This is a genomic window from Pararhizobium sp. A13, from assembly GCF_040126305.1.
GTDB lineage: Bacteria > Pseudomonadota > Alphaproteobacteria > Rhizobiales > Rhizobiaceae > Pararhizobium.
Genome location: NZ_CP149510.1, coordinates 3,216,860 through 3,236,863 on the forward strand (window position 1 = coordinate 3,216,860; position 20,004 = coordinate 3,236,863).

Annotated in this window: 18 protein-coding genes and 2 pseudogenes; 14 read left to right on the plus strand and 6 right to left on the minus strand. The window is 59.4% G+C overall.

Going from position 1 to position 20,004, the window contains the following annotated elements; translation table 11 throughout:
- The first annotated feature begins 132 nt into the window (after nucleotides 1-132).
- The gene (locus WI754_RS15900) at nucleotides 133-930 is read left to right on the plus strand and encodes an AraC family transcriptional regulator (protein ID WP_349434460.1); all 798 of its coding nucleotides are present in this window, start codon (nucleotides 133-135) and stop codon (nucleotides 928-930) included.
- Between the two features lie 64 nt (nucleotides 931-994).
- Here WI754_RS15900 and WI754_RS15905 read toward each other — a convergent pair whose 3' ends face one another.
- On the minus strand, nucleotides 995-1,582 hold the full coding sequence (locus WI754_RS15905; protein WP_349434461.1) for a hypothetical protein: 588 nt from the start codon (nucleotides 1,580-1,582) through the stop codon (nucleotides 995-997).
- Nucleotides 1,583-2,165: 583 nt separating this feature from the next.
- Between WI754_RS15905 and WI754_RS15910 the strand changes: the two genes are divergently transcribed.
- From WI754_RS15910 to lipA, 8 genes and pseudogenes are all read left to right on the plus strand, one after another.
- Entirely contained in the window at nucleotides 2,166-2,936 is a 771-nt protein-coding gene (locus WI754_RS15910; RefSeq protein ID WP_349434462.1) for an ABC transporter ATP-binding protein, read from the plus strand.
- Nucleotides 2,933-3,640, plus strand: coding sequence for an ABC transporter ATP-binding protein (locus WI754_RS15915; protein WP_349434463.1), 708 nt, complete (start codon nucleotides 2,933-2,935; stop codon nucleotides 3,638-3,640). Before WI754_RS15910 ends, WI754_RS15915 begins: the two co-directional genes overlap by 4 nt.
- Before the next feature lie 11 nt (nucleotides 3,641-3,651).
- On the plus strand, nucleotides 3,652-4,524 hold the full coding sequence (locus WI754_RS15920; RefSeq protein WP_349434464.1) for a branched-chain amino acid ABC transporter permease: 873 nt from the start codon (nucleotides 3,652-3,654) through the stop codon (nucleotides 4,522-4,524).
- 10 nt (nucleotides 4,525-4,534) lie between these two features.
- Complete coding sequence (locus WI754_RS15925; protein WP_349434465.1) at nucleotides 4,535-5,512, plus strand: branched-chain amino acid ABC transporter permease; 978 nt, start codon at nucleotides 4,535-4,537, stop codon at nucleotides 5,510-5,512.
- Nucleotides 5,513-5,556: 44 nt separating this feature from the next.
- Nucleotides 5,557-6,753, plus strand: coding sequence for an ABC transporter substrate-binding protein (locus WI754_RS15930; protein WP_349434466.1), 1,197 nt, complete (start codon nucleotides 5,557-5,559; stop codon nucleotides 6,751-6,753).
- Between the two features lie 66 nt (nucleotides 6,754-6,819).
- Nucleotides 6,820-7,779: an alpha/beta hydrolase gene (locus WI754_RS15935; RefSeq protein ID WP_349434467.1), complete on the plus strand. Its 960-nt coding sequence runs from the start codon at nucleotides 6,820-6,822 to the stop codon at nucleotides 7,777-7,779.
- Between the two features lie 117 nt (nucleotides 7,780-7,896).
- Complete coding sequence (locus WI754_RS15940; RefSeq protein ID WP_349434468.1) at nucleotides 7,897-9,102, plus strand: PLP-dependent aminotransferase family protein; 1,206 nt, start codon at nucleotides 7,897-7,899, stop codon at nucleotides 9,100-9,102.
- A 49-nt stretch (nucleotides 9,103-9,151) separates the two neighbouring features.
- A pseudogene (gene lipA / locus WI754_RS15945) lies at nucleotides 9,152-10,121 on the plus strand (lipoyl synthase).
- Between the two features lie 164 nt (nucleotides 10,122-10,285).
- Here lipA and panB read toward each other — a convergent pair.
- The 4 genes and pseudogenes from panB to WI754_RS15965 form a co-directional block, all read right to left on the minus strand.
- Entirely contained in the window at nucleotides 10,286-11,110 is an 825-nt protein-coding gene (gene panB, locus WI754_RS15950) for a 3-methyl-2-oxobutanoate hydroxymethyltransferase (protein WP_349434469.1), read from the minus strand.
- 76 nt (nucleotides 11,111-11,186) lie between these two features.
- A complete protein-coding gene (gene ilvN / locus WI754_RS15955) occupies nucleotides 11,187-11,759 on the minus strand; it encodes an acetolactate synthase small subunit (RefSeq protein ID WP_349434470.1) in 573 nt (190 codons plus the stop codon).
- Nucleotides 11,760-11,777: 18 nt separating this feature from the next.
- Nucleotides 11,778-13,574, minus strand: a complete 1,797-nt coding sequence (locus tag WI754_RS15960; protein WP_349434471.1) for an acetolactate synthase 3 large subunit — start codon at nucleotides 13,572-13,574, stop codon at nucleotides 11,778-11,780.
- Nucleotides 13,575-13,843: 269 nt separating this feature from the next.
- Nucleotides 13,844-13,987 (minus strand): annotated as a pseudogene (locus tag WI754_RS15965) (DUF599 domain-containing protein); the annotation flags it as partial.
- 86 nt (nucleotides 13,988-14,073) lie between these two features.
- Here WI754_RS15965 and WI754_RS15970 point away from each other — a divergent pair.
- The 4 genes from WI754_RS15970 to WI754_RS15985 all read left to right on the plus strand — a co-directional run bounded on the left by WI754_RS15970 (nucleotide 14,074) and on the right by WI754_RS15985 (nucleotide 16,572).
- The gene (locus WI754_RS15970; protein WP_349434472.1) at nucleotides 14,074-14,823 is read left to right on the plus strand and encodes a TetR/AcrR family transcriptional regulator; all 750 of its coding nucleotides are present in this window, start codon (nucleotides 14,074-14,076) and stop codon (nucleotides 14,821-14,823) included.
- Nucleotides 14,824-14,946: 123 nt separating this feature from the next.
- On the plus strand, nucleotides 14,947-15,681 hold the full coding sequence (locus tag WI754_RS15975; RefSeq protein ID WP_349434473.1) for an SDR family oxidoreductase: 735 nt from the start codon (nucleotides 14,947-14,949) through the stop codon (nucleotides 15,679-15,681).
- 87 nt (nucleotides 15,682-15,768) lie between these two features.
- Complete coding sequence (locus WI754_RS15980) at nucleotides 15,769-16,158, plus strand: nuclear transport factor 2 family protein (protein ID WP_349434474.1); 390 nt, start codon at nucleotides 15,769-15,771, stop codon at nucleotides 16,156-16,158.
- Nucleotides 16,159-16,218: 60 nt separating this feature from the next.
- The gene (locus tag WI754_RS15985; protein WP_349434475.1) at nucleotides 16,219-16,572 is read left to right on the plus strand and encodes a DoxX family protein; all 354 of its coding nucleotides are present in this window, start codon (nucleotides 16,219-16,221) and stop codon (nucleotides 16,570-16,572) included.
- A 426-nt stretch (nucleotides 16,573-16,998) separates the two neighbouring features.
- On the opposite strand, the gene WI754_RS15990 is transcribed toward WI754_RS15985, so the two are convergent.
- Nucleotides 16,999-18,624 (minus strand): arylsulfatase, encoded by a 1,626-nt coding sequence (locus WI754_RS15990; RefSeq protein ID WP_349437832.1) that lies wholly within the window; start codon nucleotides 18,622-18,624, stop codon nucleotides 16,999-17,001.
- Nucleotides 18,625-19,004: 380 nt separating this feature from the next.
- Between WI754_RS15990 and WI754_RS15995 the strand changes: the two genes are divergently transcribed.
- Nucleotides 19,005-20,000, plus strand: coding sequence for a transporter (locus WI754_RS15995; protein ID WP_349434476.1), 996 nt, complete (start codon nucleotides 19,005-19,007; stop codon nucleotides 19,998-20,000).
- Nucleotides 20,001-20,004: the final 4 nt, after the last annotated feature.

Genomic DNA, 20,004 nt, shown 5'->3' on the forward strand with positions numbered 1-20,004 from the left:
GGCTTTCGAGACGTTCCAGGAATTCATTCCATGCCGGACATGTGGAAAGACTATTCGGAGTTCTACAGAGGGTCCGGCTATGCGAGCTTTCCTCAGGAGCATCGACATTCCATAGGCAGACTTGGATTTCGTATGATCCAGGTCGAACAGGGTCCGCACAATTTCTGCGACCCCATGTTTCCCGAAACCATCATTGCGCTGCCGCTCGCGGTTGAAAAGCAGTGCAACTGGAGCTGGACGATAGGCGATACGCGCCATCGTCAGAGGGCCGAAGTTGGCGAAATGCTCGTCGTTCCTTCCGACGTCGAGAGCAAGTGGGAAGTCGATGGCAGTCGCAAGCTGCTGGCGCTTGTGATGCCCAACGACACCATTCGCACGATCCTCGGTCCGGCATGCCCTCCGAGCATAGGAAATGCCTTTGCCAAACTGACAATGAACACCTGGGCAGACCCCTTCATTGAGTCGATGATGACCCGCCTCTGGGACAGCACGGCAGGGAAGGAAGCCGCCGACACGTTCCTTACGGACGGAATCGTCGTTTCGATACTTTCTCAACTGCTCATCCGGGCCGGCACGAACCTCGACATCAACACGTCCGTCGCACTTCCGCAGTGGCGGCTCAAGCGTGTGAAGTCCTTCGTCGACGCCAACCTTGGACGTGATCTCAACCTCGACGAGCTTGCGGAGGCGGCCGGGCTCAGTCGGCGTCACTTTGCGCGCAGCTTCCACGAAGAAATCGGTGAGACGCCGCATCGCTGGCTGATGCAGAGGCGGCTCGACCGGGCGAAGGAGTTGCTGGCCAGCACCAATGCCTCGCTCTGCGAGGTCGCTGATGTCTGTGGTTTCTCCAGTCAGAGTCACCTGACGACGGCCCTGAAACACGCGACTGGCATGACACCCCACAGATGGCGGCAGCACTTCCGCCAGTGAGGGAGGCCTTTCGAAAGCTCCCCGAGACGCCACCGCCTCGATCGCGTGTCGACATCTTAAGGTCTCAGCCAGCGGTTTTCTCTGCGGGGGCTTCCTCGAACTTTATCAAGCCCGCGTCGACGAGAAGGGCGATACCAATCAGTGTCTTTTCGTCGTCATGAAGCTCGTCCCCGGTGAGCTCGAAATGGATGCCGCTTGCAAGTTGGGCCATCACCGTGATGTAGCAAACATGCAGGGCATACAGGTTGCGCGTCAAATCAGCGTGATAGACCGGAAGCAGCGAAGGCCCCCGCCGTTCTTCCACTTCCATGACGACGAAATCCTTGAGCAGTTGTGCCTGCGACACGTGCGCGGCACCGCTTAGATCTCCGTAGGCGCGCGCCATGTCCCGCAGCACTCCGATTGTCGCATGCGGGGTCTTCGCGTCCTTCCGGCGCCCGGCCGAATACTCCTGGACCGCGGCGACGATTTCGTGCTGCTGCCGTAGGAGAGTGGCGGCCTGAGGAGACAGCCCTTCGAACACGGCCATCTCGCACAGGTGGAATCCCTGGGCGAAATGCGCGATCAGCGTGATCTGCCCCTGCGCCTCCTCGTATTCTTCGGGGATCGGCTTGCCCGCGACCCTCGACAGGAAGTTGGCGAGCGCGCTCACTGCAGACGCATGTGCCCGGGTGAGCGAGCCGTCCTTGTCGTCCTGCTTGAACAGCTCTCGGTTGGCTCCACAACGTGCTGACCGGTCCGAGGGTCTTTTCCCCGATGTTGTCCATTGAGGCCATCCAATCCCTCCCTATGTCATAGTCGCCCATCTTTTCCCCATTTGAATCCCTTGCGCGGATGGAGTCGGCGTCCTTTGCGATTCCACCCCTCCACGACGCCGCTGCGGCCGCCAAAAGCGCTGTCCGTTTTCCTCGCTCCTGCCTGCCATCTTCGCCTTCCCCCGACGCGTCCCTCAGATGATATTTACGGCCTCCTGAAGTAAGCCCCCACTCCGCAATTCCACTAGATTGCCTGGAACAAAGAGCGGTCGAGGGGCCGCCGGATTACTGGACGCCAATGGCGTCTCCCATGCAATCCCGCTGGCTCAAGATCGGGAGGCATGACGTTGTGTTTCGGAAACCTCCTTCGCTCCTGTTCGCGCCGTTGACGGCGCGCTGAACCTCCGTGGAAACACCCAAGTTTCGCGGACCGGCAGGGCCTCCCAAGCGGCCGGTCCGCACCAGCACAAGGGCGATTAGATGCTGCAATGCGATCAGGTGACGATGGACTTCGGTCCATTCCGAGCAGTCGACAAGTGTTCCTTCTCGGTCGAGCGAGGATCGATCACGGGTCTTATAGGACCTAACGGCGCCGGCAAGTCGACGATGTTCAATATGATCGCAGGCGCGTTCCGCAATACCGCGGGGCGCATCGTCTACGAGGGCGAGGACATCACCGAACTCTCGACGGACAAGCGATTTCACAAGGGTCTGGTGAGGACGTTTCAGATTCCTCACGAGTTCCAGCACCTGACCGTCTTGGAAAACCTCATGATGGTACCCCCCGGGCAACTCGGGGAGAGCCTGTTCCGCAACTGGCTGTCGGCGAGCATGGTGGCCGACGTCGAGGAGCAGACATATGAGCGCGCCACCGAAGCCCTCAGGTTCCTCGAATTGACCCATGTCAGCCATGAGCGCGCCGGCCGCCTTTCGGGAGGTCAGAAGAAGCTGCTGGAGCTCGGTCGCACAATCATGACCGACGCCAAGCTCGTGTTGCTGGATGAGCCGGCAGCGGGTGTCAATCGCACCCTGCTCCGCAAGCTTGAGGAGAAGATCCAGTTCCTCAATCAGGAACGGGGATACACCTTCATTCTCATCGAGCACGACATGGAAATGATCGAAAAGCTTTGCGGTCCGATCATCTGCATGGCCGAAGGTAAGGTCCTTATCCAAGGCGACTTCGCAACCGTACGGTCCGACTCTCGTGTCCTCGAAGCCTACCTCGGCGAAAAGCAGGAGGTGCTCCATTGACCTCGCTGCTCACGATGACCAACGTCCGCGGGGGATACGGCGACGCCGATATCCTCACCAACGTCTCCATGGAAGTGTCGCCGGGCGAAATCGTCGCGATCGTCGGTCCTAACGGTGCCGGCAAGTCAACCTCGATGAAAGCTGTCTTCGGCCTTCTGAACGTACGCGGCGGAAACATCGTCGTCGACGGGACGGACATCACGGGCTGGGCGCCCAACCGCATCGTGCAGGCCGGCGTCAGCTACGTGCCGCAGGTCGACAACATCTTCGGCGAGATGACGGTCCACGAGAACCTCGAAATGGGCGCGTTTCTCCGCGGGGGCGATTACACCGCGGCATGCGACCGCGTGTATTCGCTGTTTCCGGACCTCAGGGCGAAGCGCAGGACGCTCGCCGGAAGCCTTTCCGGCGGGCAGCGCCAGATGGTGGCCATGGGACGGGCGATGATGCTCGACACCAAGGTCCTGCTGCTGGACGAGCCGACGGCCGGCCTGTCGCCGAAATACATGGAACAGATCTTCGAAATCAGCCGGAACATTCGCGACACAGGCGTCGCGATCCTTTTGGTCGAGCAGCACGCGAAGCAGGCGCTCGCCTTCGCTGACCGTGGATACGTCCTCGCGGCCGGTGCGAACCGGCACCACGGGACGGGCCAAGCGCTACTGGCCGATCGGGCCGTAGCTGAAATGTTTCTCGGCGGATAGGCAGCGCGACAATGGATTTTCTCAGCTTCGTAAACTTCCATCTTGTTCCCGGTATAGTCATCGGGTCCATCTACGCGCTTGGTGCAATTGGCATCACGCTCGTCTTTTCCATCATGCGCCACGCACATCTCGCGCATGGAGATATGGCTGCTCTCGGCGCCTACATTGCTCTGGCCGTGGTGGCGACGTTCGGCGTGTCGCCCTATCTCGCCCTCCCCGTGGCGCTACTGCTAACGGGCGTTCTGGCGATCGGTATCGACAAGCTCTTCTATGAACATCTTAGAAACCGACCGAAGATCCTGACCACGATCTCCTCCCTCGGGATCGGACTCATGCTCCGTTCCGTGGTGCAGATCGTGTGGGGCGTCAACACGGCCGCCTATGCCGCGGGCATTTCGCGCCCGAACAATTGGTTTGGTCTGCGGATCAAGACTACCGAGCTGATCACGGTCGGATCCACGATGGCGATCGTAGCCGGTCTCATCCTTTTCCTCACGCGAACCAAGTGGGGCAAGGCGATGCGCGCCATGTCGGACAACCGTAACCTCGCCCTCCTGTCGGGCATCGACAATGGCAAGGTCGTGGCCCTGACCTGGCTCATCGTCGGCGGACTCTGCGCTGCGTCCGGCTTCTTCCTGGGAATGAACACCGAGCTCAAGTCGATGATGGGTTGGAACATCATTCTTCCGACCTTTGCGGCCGCGATCCTCGGCGGCGTGGGAAGACTGGAAGGCGCCATCGTCGGCGGCCTGATCATCGGCATCATCGAGGAAGCCTCGGTGACGTTCATTCCCACGGAATACAAGGCGGTCAGCTCGTTTGCCGTGCTTCTGCTGGTCCTTCTCATCCGCCCAACGGGCATTTTCCGCGGCAAGATTCTCTAAGGGGCGAACTATGGACCTTCTGAGCACTCTCAACTATCCGGTCTACCTCGCGATCTTCATCTGCATCTATGGCTGCCTGGCCATCGGTCTCAACGTGCAGTGGGGCTATGCAGGACTGTTTAACGCCGGCATCGCCGGGTTCTTCGCAGTCGGCGCCTACACCACCTCCATCCTGACGTCACCGGACATACCGGACAGGCTTGGCGGGTTCGATCTGCCCGTGCCGGTCGGCGTAATAGGCGCGATGCTGCTCTCGGCAGTGATCGCCTGGCCGATTGGCAAGATCTGCCTCAGGTTCCGTGGAGACTACCTTGCGATCGTGACGATCGGCGTAGCCGAGGTCATTCGACTTGTCGCTCGTTCCGAGTACTGGCTGACCGGTTCCACGCAAGGGGTGACAAACGTTCCACGCCCGTTCGGCGACCTCCCCTATGCACAGGCACAACTAGCGTATCTGGCGCTGTCGGCCCTGATCCTGTTCGTTGCCTATCTGCTGATTGAACGTCTCGCGAAGTCGCCGTGGGGTCGCATGATGCGCTCCATCCGCGACAACGAGCTCGCTGCCGCCGCGATGGGCAAGGACGTGCCGTTCCGCAGGCAGGAGGCGTTCATCCTGGGTGCGGCGCTGATGGGCCTCGGTGGCGCCCTCTACGCGCATCTGAACCGGGGTGTCACTCCCGATGCGATCGACCCGATGGTCTCGTCGTTCCTAATCTGGATCATGGTGATCCTCGGCGGCTCCGGAAACAACCGCGGCGCCATCCTGGGAGTGGTCGTCGTCTGGGTGATCTGGTCGGCCTCCGAGTTCATCACGGACTTGCTACCGACGGCCGTCGCGCTGCAGGCGAAGTACGCCCGCATCTTCCTGATCGGTCTTCTCCTTCAGCTCGTTCTTCATTTTCGGCCCGAGGGCATCCTGCCGGAGCCTCTCTCAAAAGTCCGTCTCAAGAAAAAGGAGTTGCGTGAAGCAAAAGAAGAGCACGCGTGAAACCAACACAACCACCCAATGGGAACTAACTAATGGAGAATGGCATGAAAAAATATCTCGCAGTTGCCACCTTACTGCTCAGCGGGACCGTCATGGCCTCGCCGGCCTTCGCTGACAAGACGATCGGTCTTCTCGGCGGCATCACGGGCGGCACCGCCGCGCTCGCGCCTGAAATCATCAAGTCCTATGAATTCGCGGTCAAGCAGATCAACGACCAGGGCGGAATTCTCCAGGGTGAAAAGCTGATCGGCGTTGTCACCGACGACGGCTGCAATCCGCAGCTCGGCGCCGATGCAGCGGGCAAGGTTGTAAATGTCTCCGGCGCCATCGGCGTCGTTGGTCCGTGGTGCTCGGGAGCGGTCATCTCCGCCGCCAACTCTGTGACGATTCCTGCAGGAGTGACGTTGATCACCCCAGCCGGCACGTCGCCGGTCATCACGACCCTCAAGGACAACGACACGGTGTTCCGGTCGGTACCGTCCGACGAATATCAAGGCCAGGTACTCGCCCGCGCCATGCTTAAACGGGGCACAAAGACGATTGCCGTGTCCTTCATCAACAACGACTACGGCAAGGGTCTCGCCGAGGCGTTCAAGAAGGAATACGAGGCCAAGGGCGGTACGATCGCCGGCTATGCCGCCCACGAGGAAGGGAAGCCGTCCTACCGTTCGGACCTTGCCGAATTGGCGAAGGGCGAAGCAGATACCGTGCTCGTGCTGGACTACGGCGACACTTCCGGTCTGACCGTCGTCCGCGAGGCCATCGAGAACGACTTCTTCAAGTACTTCGTCGGCGGCGAAGGCATGAAGTCCAGCGCCCTGATTAAGGGCATCGGCTCCGAGAACCTGGAAAACTTCTTTGTTTCTTCCCCGGTCGGCCTCGAATCCGCGTCGCTAAATCTTTTCAACGACGGTTTCAAGGCTGCGGGTGGCGACCCGAATGCGGTGTTCGCGAACACCGGCTACGACGCCGTTTTCATGCTGGCGCTGGCGATTGAGAAGGCGGGCGGCGACAAGGCCAAGATCCCGGCAGCGATGCACGCGATCTCGAGCGGAAAGGGTGAGCCGATCCTAGTTGGCGAATGGAAGAAGGCCAAAGAGCTTATCGCCGCCGGCAAGGACATCGACTACCAGGGCGCGTCGGGCGGCCTGGACTTCGACGAGAACGGAGACGTGCCGGGCACCTACTCGCTGTTCAGGGTGGCCGGCGATGACTTCCAGGTCGTTGAGGCCATGCGCTAACAGCCTGACGCGCGCCGAGCACGCAGCTCGGCGCGCGCCTTTCTCAACACTCGAAAGTTTGTTTCGATGCCTCTCCATCCGACCATTGCGGCAGCGATCAGAGCGACAAGCGACCTTCCGGGATATGAATCGCTTCCGATTGCCGACGCGAGGCGGCGAGCGAAGCAAGGTTATGTCTTTCCGACGAAGTCCGCTGTCGGGTCGGTTGAGGACCGGCAGATTGAGCTGCGGGACAGAAGGGTTGGGATCCGAATTTATCGCCCCGGATCCGAGCAAAGGCTTCCCGCGATTGTATTCTTCCATGGAAGCGGCTTCTGCCTGCTTGACCTGGACACGCACGATGAGATTTGCCGTTTCCTGTGTCGAAACGGACGCTGCGTCGTCGTCTCGGTCGACTATCGGCTGGCGCCGGAATGGAAGTTCCCTGCCGGTCCCGACGACGCCTTCGACGCTTCCGAATGGGTGTTCGGCAACGCCGCAGCCCTCGGCATCGACGATACCCAGATCGTTCTCGCCGGCGACAGCGCAGGCGGCAACATCGCGATCGTCACCGCGCTGCGGAGAAAAGCCCAAGGTCTGAGCGCGACTTCGGCGCTGCTGCTGTTCTATCCGGTAACCGATCACTACGACGCCGGCCATCGAAGCTACGATCAATTCAGACAAGGTTTTGGTCTCACCGCCCACGCGATGCGGTGGGGTTGGGACATGTATCTCGACGATCTCAGCGCCTCTTCGCAGCCCCTGGTCTCGCCCAACCGTACCGATCTGGCCGGACTACCACCTGCCTATCTGCAGATCGCCGAGTACGACGTCCTGCGCGACGAGGGCCGCCAGTTTGCCGATCGTCTCAGGCAGGCGGCCGTGCCGACCTTCTCCCACTATGCGGAGGGGCTGAACCATGGATACCTCCGTTGGATTGGGCAGATCGACGTGGCGACGAGTTGGGCCCTTCACGCATGCGCGTGGCTCCAATCGCACTGGAATGGACAGCAATCAAATCACAATGGGTGGGCGGAGAATGCCTGACGCACCGACCATCCCAACGAGCCGGTCTAACGACTTTTGAAGACGTCGGCCCGGTAACAAGAAACGCCCACGTGCATCGTCGCATGCACCCTCATCGATAACAAAGGATTGAAAGCAATGACTATTCGCTTCGCAGAACGGATGATCAACGTCAAACCATCGGCCATCCGGGAACTTCTCCAGCTCGGCGCGGATCCCGCAATCATCTCCTTTGGTGGCGGCTACCCGGACGCGTCTCTGTTTCCGCTCGAACAGCTCAATTCCGTCTTTCAGACAGCGATCCTCGACCAGGGGCGCGACGCTCTGCAGTACACAGTCTCCAACGGCATTCCGAAGCTGCGCGCGCAGATTGCTGAGCGGATGGCCAAGGAAGGCATCAAGTGTAACCAGGAAAACGTGCTGATCCTTCAAGGCGGCCAGCAGGGGCTCGACCTCGTCGCGAAGATGATGGTGAACAAGGGCGACCTGATCATCACGGAAGATCCGACGTTCCTGGGCGCTCTCGCAGCCTTCAACCCGTACGAGCCCCGCTACGCCACCGTGCCGATGGATAAGGACGGCATGGACATAAACGCCCTGGAGCGGACGCTTGCAGCCAATCTTGAAGCGAAGTTCATCTACACCGTGCCCGACTTCCAGAACCCGACGGGCGTGACGATGAGCCTTTCGCGTCGAAAGGAGCTTATCGAACTGGCAAACCGTTACGACGTAGTCATTCTTGAAGATACGCCGTATCGCGAAGTTCGGTTCGAAGGCGAGTCGCTCCCGCCGATCAAAAGCTTCGACACCGAAGATCGCGTGATCTACCTCGGCAGCTTCTCCAAGATTCTCGCGCCGGGCCTGCGCCTCGGATGGGCCGTCGCCTCGGACGATATCGCGCAGCGGCTCACGCTCCTGAAGCTGGGCGCCGACACGCAGTGCAGCACGTTGAACATGGCCGCCGTCTCGCTCTTTCTCGACAGCTTCGACATCGAGCCTCACATCGCCAACATCCGTCAGACCTACCTCCGCAAGAAGAACCTCATGCTCGACACGATCCGGCAGACCTTCCCACAGGAGGTCTCCTTCACAGAGCCGAGCGGCGGGATGTTCACCTGGCTGACCTTCGAGTATGGTTTCGATGCAGGCCGCTTCATGAGGGAGAGAGCTCTGCCCGAAGCGAAGGTCGCCTATGTGCCCGGCGCACCATTCTTTGCTGTGGAACCGAAGCCAAACCACGCTCGCGTCAGCTATTCCACCCAGACCGACGAACGCATCTTCGAAGGTATCAGCAGGCTGGGGCGGCTGCTGAAGACCGCGGTCCACCAAGCGAAGGCCAGCTAGTCCCTATCGGGCGGCCGGAATGTCTGGCCGCCTAGAAAGCCGAAAGCCGATGGTTACGATATTCGAAGCCCGCAGCTCGACCGAGCGCGTCCGCCATCCGGAAAAGGCTCATAAGCCCGATACCGAAATGCTGCGCAAGCCGGAGTGGATCCGCGTCAAGGCGCCGACCTCGAAGGGCTACCAGGAAACGCGCGAGCTGGTGCGCTCGCACAAGCTGGTCACCGTTTGTGAAGAGGCGGGCTGCCCCAATATCGGCGAGTGCTGGGACAAGAAGCACGCCACCTTCATGATCATGGGCGAGATCTGTACTCGCGCCTGCGCGTTCTGCAATGTCTCGACCGGCAAGCCGAATGCGCTCGACATGGCGGAACCCGAGAATGTCGCCAAGGCCGTCAAGCAGATGGGCCTTTCCCATGTCGTCATTACCTCCGTCGACCGCGACGATCTGCCGGATGGTGGCGCCGAGCATTTCGAGAAGGTGATCTGGGCGATCCGCGCCGCTTCGCCGCAGACCACAATCGAAATCCTGACGCCCGACTTCCTGAAGAAGCCTGGCGCACTGGAACGCGTGGTCGCCGCCAAGCCCGATGTGTTCAACCACAACATGGAAACGGTACCGGGCAACTATCTCACTGTTCGTCCGGGCGCCCGCTATTTCCACTCCATTCGCCTGCTTCAGCGGGTGAAGGAACTCGACCCGACGGATATTCACCAAGTCCGGAATCATGGTCGGCCTCGGTGAAGAGCGCAACGAAGTGCTGCAACTGATGGACGATCTGCGCACTGCCGACGTCGATTTCATGACCATCGGCCAGTACCTGCAGCCGACCCGCAAGCACCACAAGGTCGAGAAGTTCGTGACGCCGGAGGAATTCAAGTCCTACGAGACGGTCGCCTACACAAAGGGCTTCCTTATGGTCGCGTCCAGCCCGCTGACGCGCTCCTCGCACCACGCCGGCGACGATTTCGCCCGCCTGCGGGCCGCGCGCGCACTCAAGTCGATCGGGCAAGTCTCGTAGCGCAAGTCTCGCGTTTCAATCACCCGGAGATTCCGATCGATTCGGTGGCGTCCGTTTCCACCGGCGCAAGGATGCGGCAGTGCGGCATCTCGAAATCGGCCAACACCTTGGCCGTGTTGGAAACCAAGGCGATCGCCAAGTTTGTCCTGTACGACAGGAAATGCTCAACGCTTCCGTGGCTGGAAGGTATGCTCATGCGCCGGAAAACGTCCGTCGCGCACCTCCAGCGCGTAACTTTGCACGGCACTCGACACCACCGGTCCGAGCTCTGCGAAACGCTTTACGAACTTGGGTTTGAATCCGTCGAACAGTCCGAGCACATCGTCCACGACGAGCACTTGTCCGTCGCAGGCGACGGATGCGCCGATCCCTATCGTCGGAACGGAGAGCGACGCAGTGATTTCCCTCGCGAGGGGCTCGACAGTGCCTTCGATCACGAGCGCGAAAGCGCCCGCCTGCTCGATCGCGGCGGCGTCGCGGCGGATTTTTTCGGCCTCGGCGTCGGAATGGCCCATTGAACGAAACCCACCTGCGGTATTGACGAGTTGCGGCATCAGGCCGACGTGACCGAACACTGGTATACCCCGCGCGACCAGGAACTCGACCGTTTCGGCCATCTCCTCTCCGCCCTCGAGCTTCACTCCATCGCAACCAGTTTCTTGCATGAGCCGGAGCGCGCTCAGAAAAGCGCGTTCCTTCGAGACCTGGTAGCTGCCGAACGGTAGGTCCACGATCACGCAGGCCCGCTCCGCGCCCCGCACTACCGCAAGGCCGTGCGCCGCCATCATGTCGAGGGTCACGCCGACGGTGGTGTCCATCCCGTAAAGAACCATTCCCAGGGAATCGCCGACAAGAAGGAGATCGCAATGCGGGTCCAGCAGCCTGGCGATAGGGGTGGTGTAGGCCGTGAGGCAGACCACACGGTCCCTGCCCTTCATCGCTCGGATAGATGCGGTGGTGAGTCGCTTCTGCTTGGCATGGGTGCTCATTCGTTGTCTCCTATGCGCCAGTGTTCGCTTCGCCGTCCGCCGAGAGGTCTCCCAGTGATCAAGCCGACGGTTCTCGTCACATCCCCTGCGGGCCGCGGTTCATCGCCACGATTCCGGTATGGCAGACTTCGACCAGACCGAGCGGTCCGATGGTCGAGATGAACTGTTCGATTTTCGTAGGCCTGCCGGTCGCCTCAAAAATGAAGTGCTCGACGGTCGCATCGACCACCTTTGCCCCGAAGGCGTCCGCCAGACGCATGGTCTCGGCCCGCAGCTCGCCGCGGTTGATAACCTTCGCCAGAACCGTCTCGCACTCGATCGGCCGTTCGTGACCGAGTTCGACCGCCCGCATGGTGAGGTCGACCACCCGGTGGACCGGGATGATCCGCTCGAGCTGAGACTTGATCTGCTCCAGAACCTGGTGCGTGCCGCGGGTGACGATCGTTATCCGAGACAGGTGTGCCTCGTGTTCGGTCTCGCAGACCGTGAGGCTCTCGATGTTGTAGGCCCGACCGATGAACAGACCTATGACGCGGGCAAGAACTCCAGGTTCGTTGTCGACCAGAACTGAGAGCGTGTGGCAGGCGGCCGGCGCCGTTTCCCTGACGATGAAGTAGGTGGAGCCGGTCGGCTTGAAGTGAGTGCTCATGCTTTTCTCCCTTCGTCTTCAGACGAGTTGGCTTCCCTTGATGTCGATCGCATTCGCAAGCACTTCGTCGGTCGCTTCGTCCGGAAGCAGCATCTCGTTGTGGGCCTTTCCTGAGGGAATCATCGGCAGGCAATTGGCGAGACTCGCGACATGGCAGTCGAAGATGACGGGACCCGTCGTTTCGATCATCTTCGTGAGGCACGCATCGAGTTGCTCAGGCTTGTCGCACCGGATACCGGTCGCGCCGTATGCTTCCGCGAGCTTGACGAAGTCCGGCATCGCTTCTGAGTAGGAGTGGGCCAGGCGATTGCCATGGAGAATCTGCTGCCACTGGCGCACCATCCCCAGATGCTGGTTGTTGAGAATCAGAACCTTCACTGGCAGACCATACTGGATGGCCGTCGACATCTCCTGGATGCACATCTGGATGGATGCGTCTCCGGCTACGTCGATCACCAGTGCATTGGGATGGGCTACCTGCACGCCGATGGCGGCGGGTAGGCCGTAGCCCATCGTTCCGAGGCCGCCGGACGTCATCCACCGGTTCGGTTTGTCGAACTCCAGGAACTGAGCCGCCCACATCTGATGCTGCCCGACTTCCGTCGTCACGAAAACGTCGCGTCCTTTGGTGAGGGCCTGAAGCCGCTCCAGTGCCTGCTGTGGCATGATGACGTCGCCATCCGCCGAATATGAAAACGAGTTGCGCTCGCGCCAGGCCCGGATCCTCGTCCACCAATCATCGAGCCGGTGGTGGTCGGGCTTTGAAGACAGGGTATGCCATATCCGCATGATGTCGCCGAGCACGCTTGCGATATCGCCCTGGATTGGAACGTCGGCGTGGACGTTCTTATTGATGGACGACGGGTCGATGTCGATGTGGATCTTCTTTGAGTTCGGCGAGAACCCACTTACCCGGCCCGTGATGCGATCATCAAATCTGGCACCGACACAGATCATCAGGTCGCAGTCGTGCATCGCCATGTTGGCCTCGTAGGATCCGTGCATTCCCAACATTTTGAGCCAGCTTTCGCCAGACGCTGGATAAGCGCCCAGACCCATCAGCGTTGACGTGATCGGAAAATTCGTCAGCTCGACGAGCTCCCGCAGAAGGCGGGAAGCTTCCGGTCCAGAGTTGATGACGCCACCTCCAGAATAGATGACCGGTCGACGCGCGGTCGCCATCAACGCCACGGCGGCCTGGATCTGGGTCAGGTCCCCCTCAAGCTTCGGACGATAGCTCGCCCGCTCGGCTGCCTCAGATCGAGTTGTGTATCGACCACGACCAAGCTGAACGTCTTTCGGTATGTCGACCACGACCGGTCCTGGTCGGCCTGTCTTGGCAATTCGAAAGGCCTCATGAATGGTGGAGGCCAGATCGTCAGAACTCTTTACGAGAAAGTTGTACTTCGTGCATGGACGGGTGATGCCAACCGTATCGCACTCCTGGAACACGTCTGACCCAATCAACGTCGTCGGCACCTGGCCCGATAGGCAGACCATGGGAATTGAATCCATCAAGGCGTCCTGCAGCGGAGTGACCACGTTGGTTACTCCAGGACCCGAGGTGACGAGGACCACGCCTACTTCGCCAGTGGATCGGGCATACCCCTCCGCCGCATGGCCAGCGCCCTGCTCATGTCGGACGAGGATGTGCTTGATATCGTCCTGCTGAAAGATTTCATCATAGATCGGAAGAACCGATCCACCGGGGTATCCGAAGATGTGTCTGACGCCGTTTTCCTTAAGAGCTTCCATGATGATCTCTGCACCCGTCAGAAACTCATCTCTACCCTCTGCTGTTTTCGTAAAATCCATGGGAACCACTTCCTCCGTAAGACTGTGCTGCCAAAAATGAGGCATAAAAAAAGGCCCCGTTGGGAGCCTGATACCGCGCATGGGTGCTATCGCCGGGTGGCTACGCCACCTCGCCCACACGCCAAAACACCACTAGAAGACCTGCATTTTTCATGACGTGGTTCGTAACACGGACGTCGAATTCGTCAACGCGAAGGATTAGTGACCCCGATTGCAATGGCACTCTCGTGCTATTCTTGGCCTAAATCCAGTTTTTCCCGGCCCTAGTGCCTGGGGGCGGGATTGACAACCAGGGTCAGCGCTTCCGTCCAGGCTTCGATGTCGCGTTGCTCCTCTCTGGCAGGGCTGGCTCCGATGGCGGCGAGGCAATAGTTGATCTGCCTGACCGCCCAGATGAAATCCGCAACTGCGCGATTTCGCTCATCATAGGGTTTTCAACCTCGTTCCCCTCTCTTTTGCCGCACTTTGCAGCCTCGGCTTGTCTATAACGATAGCCGACATGACCGCAAATGGCCGCATTGCGGACGCTAGTTCTCTGACAATGCAGAGTAGTCACCCGCAAAAAGCGTGGGGTGGTTTGATTCAGTCCTATCTCTACATGTTTCTGTCTCTGGACGACAAATGGCATTATGTGCCAAAAGAAAGCCCACCGCATTTCAGCGTGGAGAAAATTTTGGGCCTTCGGGAAGAAAAGAAGGATCGCACGCGAACGCTCCTGCTTGAGGCCGCGCTGGACTTGATCCACAAGCGCGGGTTCGACGAGACGACAGTCGCGGACATCGCTGCCGCCGTCAGTGTTTCACCTCGCACGCTGCTGCGTTATTTCGCGACAAAGGAGGACGTGATCGTCATCTGGGTGCAGGATGGCATGACGATCATTCGTGCGGAACTGATGGAGCGGCTCGAGTTGGAGCCACCCGTTGACGCACTTCTTGCCTCGGCGCGGGCGATGCTCGCGGCCTTCGACGAGAAATCGCGTTTCTTCCTCACCATCGAGACAGCGATCCGCTCTAACAGGAGCATTTCCGCGCGAAAGGAACAGATGATCGCAGAGCTGATCGACGAAGTCGCCCATATCCTCGCCTCCCCGGACAGACCGTCTCCACTCCCTGATGTCGTCGCCTACACGATCGCGGGAACTGTTTTCGCGCTCATTCGGGCATCGATCAGCAGTTGGGTGGAGGGAGGGGCCGAAATGTCGCTCGCCGCTCTCTTTGATCAGGCCGCTGGTCTCGTTCATTTTCAATAAAATGTCATTTAGTGACATTTGTCGTTGACAGACATAATATCTCGTGCGATCTCACAATGAGTTGCTGAGCAACGTCATTGCAAACAGCGTCGCCATGCGAGCGCGCTTGCCGGGAGATAACGAATGTCCTCACATCAAAAGATCGCGCTCATCACCGGCGCGACCCGCGGCCTCGGCTTTGAAACGGCTCGCCAGCTCGGCCGGGAGGGCGTGTTCGTCCTTCTCGGCGCACGCGATCTGGCAACAGGGCAGGAGAAGGCTGAAGCCCTACGCGGTGAGGGGCTAGAGGTCGAGGCAATCGAAATCGATCTCAATCGGCCCGAAACGGTCGACACTGCGGCCTCAACGATCGACGAGCGGTTCGGCCGGCTCGACATCCTGATCAACAATGCTGGAATATTGCTGCTCGACACCGATGATTTTCCGAGTGTGGCGGCGACCAATACCATGCGCGAAACCCTTGAGGTCAATTTCATCGGCACGGTGATCGTGACTCAGAAAATGCTGCCGCTGATCCGCAACGCAAGCAGCGGCCGAATTGTGAACGTATCGAGCAGCGTGGGCTCCCTGTGGTGGAATGGCGATCCGGGCAATCCGTCGCCTGATGTCAAGTGGCTCGGCTATGCCGCCTCCAAAGCTGCGGTCAACATGCTGACGGTGCAGCTTGCTTTCGAATTGCGTGACACGCCCATCAAGGTCAACTCCATCTGCCCCGGCTATGTCATGACCGATTTGAATAGAGGTGGCGGCTACATCACGATCGAAGACGGCGTCAAGGCATCGGTCAAGTTTGCCTTACTGGATGACGCCGGCCCCACAGGTCAGTTTTTCAACACACAAGGCCCCATCAACTGGTGAGTGCCATCACCCCTGCGCTTGGCAATCCGGCATTCAGCTTTTCGCCCCGATGCTGAACCCGCATCTCCCTCTCAAGGAACATAAGAAATGAAACCAACGACGGATGACATCGTTGAGATCAACCAAATCCTCTCACTCTGGGCACACCTCGTGGACGACCATGCGTGGGACCGGTTCGGTGAAGTCTTTACCGAGGATGCACATTTTGACTCGAGCATTTTCGGGTTTGCTCCGGTCACGGGCATTGAAGCGATCTGCCATATGGCGAGCCAGGAAGGTCACGCAAGCGCGCATCACACGACGAATGTGTACGTTAAGGAAGGCCCGAACGACGGGATCGCCGCCTTATCGAAGGGCCTTGGTCTGTTGTCGAACGGCGCGGTGGCGAGCGTGACCTATACGGATCGGCTGCGCCGGACACCGGGCGGCTGGCGTTTGGCGAGCAGCACTCTCGCTCTTCAAGCCCCCTCGTATTGAGATCGCCCTGCCGCCTCTCGTCAACCAAACCCGGCAGGTTACACAAAGAAAGCCTCCTTCATGCCTGGATTTAATCGAGGAAACGTCGTCGCCTGGCTGCTTGCAGCGTTCTTCCTGGTCGGGGCCTATGGCAATACCTTCGTCAGCGTTGAAATTGCCGCGGACTACGCCCGGTGGGGCTATCCGGAAAACTTTCATTATCTGACCGCCATCTGCGAATTCATGGCAGCGGCCATGCTCATCTTCCAACCACTCCGCCTCTACGGCTCACTGCTCGGGAGTGCCGTCATGCTGGTCGCTACGGGTACGGTTATGTTCCATGGCGAGTATGCTCATGCAATTCCTCCCCTCATGGTCCTGGGTCTTTGTGGGCTCGTCGCTCGCCTGACAGCTAGGCGGCGACGATCGCCGTAGTTTCCATCCTAGACGTCTTCCTCGACAGCGCGAAGTGAACCACTCCGATTTCGCCAGTTCGGTAAAAACCCAGAGCGTACGGAGATGCGGGCGCCAAGGTGGAGCGCATCAGCCGGACTGACGGAGTGTCAGTGGTTTCGGACTTGGAGAACGGCAAGATATTGTAGCCGTCTAGATGGGTTTTGAAGGTTTTTTCGCCGATTTTTTGCCCTTCCAGCAGCAAACCGTCGAAAACCCGGCCTCAGCAGCCGGGTTCGCGTCGTTAGATTGGCTCCGACGGGAGCGGTACCAAATGCGGTTACGAACCCGTTAACAATCAATGCTCGTCTCATGCCCAACCTCCGACATCGACTGACGGGGCATTCCAGAGGAAGTGGCTCCCGTTGGGAGCCACTATAGCCGCAACTGAAGGCGGTTGTTGCGAGATCAGTTCCTCTGAGCAGACAGTTTTTCCATGACCGCGTCGAGATTGAAGCTCGCAGGCTTTTGCCGGATAGGAAATTCCTGAAAACTCTCCAGCCATTTGGCAACGACCGCCTGCGACGGAACGACGACGAAGGCCCGGTCGAAAAACCACTTTTCATATTCCATGGATGTGTCGCCACGTTCGAAAGGGTCCGACCTCAAGTTGAAGAGAAGAGGTGCTCGCAACTCAGTAAAGGGTTGCCGCCATACGCCAACGCCCTCGTGATCCTGCGATTTGAAGACAACCTTCCAATTCTCCACACGCACGGCAACCAGTTCGCCGTCGTCGTTCCAGTAAAGGAAATCGCGCCTGGGAGTCTCGTTCGCGCTGCCGGAGAGGAACGGCATCAGGTTGTAGCCGTCGAGATGGACCTTGAACGTTTTCGGACCAGCGGTGTAGCCCGCCAGGCATTTCGCGACGATGTCCGGTTCACCAGCCGCTGCGCAGAAGGTTGGAATGAGGTCGTAGTGCGCGAACGCCTCGTTGTGGACGGTCCCAGGCTTGATGACACCCGGCCAGCGAATGCAAGTCGGAACCCGAAAGCCTCCCTCCCAATTGGTCGCTTTCTCTCCACGGAAAGGTGTGTTGCCCCCGTCCGGCCATGTCATGACTTCTGCGCCATTATCGCTGGTGTAGACGACGATGGTGTTGTCAGTGATGCCAAGATCATCGAGCTTCTTCAAGAGCTGCCCAACATGGCCATCGTGCTCGACCATGCCGTCTGGATAGATGCCCAACCCGGTTTTGCCATCGGACTCCGGCTTGAGATGCGTGTTGACGTGCATGCGGCTTGAGTTGAAATAGCAGAACCAGGGGGTGTCCGCGTTCTGCTTGCGGTCGATGAAGTTGAGGGCCGCCGCGAGGAACTCCTCATCAACAGTCTCCATGCGCTTCTTGGTCAGCGGCCCCGTATCTTCCACTTTCCCGTCGGCCGATGCCTTGATGACCCCGCGCGGGCCAAAGCGCTTCCCGAATTCCGGGCTCTTCGGGTAGTCTGGGTTTTCCGGTTCCTCTTCGGCATTGAGATGGTAGAGGTTTCCAAAGAACTCATCGAAGCCATGGTTGGTCGGCAGGAACTCGTCCTTGTCTCCGAGATGGTTCTTGCCAAACTGACCCGTCGCGTAGCCAAGTGCCTTGAGGAACTCCGCGACGGTCGGGTCTTCAGACCGAAGCCCGATGTCAGCACCGGGGAGCCCGACTTTTGTAAGGCCTGTCCGGATCGGTGACTGCCCGGTAATGAATGCAGCGCGTCCGGCCGTGCAGCTCTGCTCGCCGTACCAGTCGGTGAACATAGCACCCTCGTTGCCGATACGGTCAATATTGGGCGTCCGGTAACCCATCATCCCGCGATGGTAGATGCTTGGGTTAAACCAGCCGATATCATCTCCCATGATCATCAGGATGTTTGGCTTCTTCGTCCCGCTCGTTGCGGGAGCAGAAGTTTGCTGCGCGGACACGGAGCCTGTGACCAGCGGGGACAGCGCCGTCGCGGCCAACGCCGTTGTGGCGACCAGGATGCTGCGCCGACTGAGATTGGGGCCGTCGGGATATTCCGGAACCTGAGTATCGCCAGAGTTATCTGTCATGAGCGTTTCCTCCGTTAACTTCATAGGGAACGGTGTTCCCGGCAGACTAAACGTTTCGAGGACGTCACCACGCGCGGTGCGGTAAATGTAAGTAATCGCATAATGGCAGCAAATGAATGTCGGGGAAGTACGTAACAGTAAAACACGAGTGGAAATTCGCAGGCGAACAACGGCGGCAAAGGAAGTTGGGACAGTCGTGTTACCGGTCCAGGCACGACATTCTTCTTCATCATACACCTATTTTCGTTTCGGGCGTGAGCTTGCTCAGGTCTACCGCCGACCTGAGGGCAAGGAACGCCGAAAGAACGCCTTTCGATCCAGAGCGGCAAACATGTATGATCAGCGGATGGTGGTACCGAACGGATTCGTGGAGGATTGGGATGGTAGACCTCAATGGCTTGTCTTCTAAACGCTATTACCAAGTCGGAATCTTGGTTGTTGGGTTTTCGGGGGCACTGGCAGCGTCATCGTCCGCTTTGGCCGACGAGAGCGGCATCAGCGTCTGGTTGCCTGGAACTTACGGCAGTTTCGCGGCCGTGCCGGGAGAGCCCGGCTGGTCGTTTGCTACGCTCTACATTCACCCCTCAGCGAGCGCCGGGGCAGATGTCCGGTTTCCGCGCGGCGGCGATATCGATGTCGGCATCGACGGCCGTGGTGACCTATTTGCCTTCGGGCCAACCTACACCTTCGATCAACCCTTTCTCGGTGGTCAGGCATCGTTGAGCGTGCTTGCAATCGCGGGGCGCAACAATGCGTCAGTTGACGCAACATTGACCGGCCCGGGCGGCGGTACGATCTCCGGGAGCCGCAGCGAGTCGCTAACCGCTTTCGGCGATGTTCTCCCGCAGTTCACCGTCAAATGGAATGACGGCACCAACAACTATATGACCTACCTCATGGGGCTGCTTCCAGTCGGCTCCTATGACCCGGATCGCCTCGCCAATCTCGGCCTCGGCCATGGCGCGGTCGACGCGGGAACAGGCTACACCTACCTCAACCCGGCGACCGGACGCGAATTCTCAATCGTGGGTGGCCTGACCTACAATTTCGAAAACCCGGACACCGATTACAAGAACGGCATTGACGGCCATATCGACTGGGCGGCATCGCAATTTCTGAACGAACACGTCCATGTCGGCCTAGTCGGCTACGCTTTCCAGCAGTTGACAGGTGACAGCGGCGACGGGGCGACACTGGGAGACTTCAAGTCGCGTGTCTTCGGCGTCGGTCCGCAGGTCGGCTACAAGTTCAATGCCGGCGACACCACCGATGGCTATATCAATCTGAAGGGCTACTATGAGTTTGGCGCAAAGAACCGTGCCGAAGGATGGAATCTTTGGCTGACGCTGGCCTTCTCAGCGGCGGCTCAGAAGTAGGAGA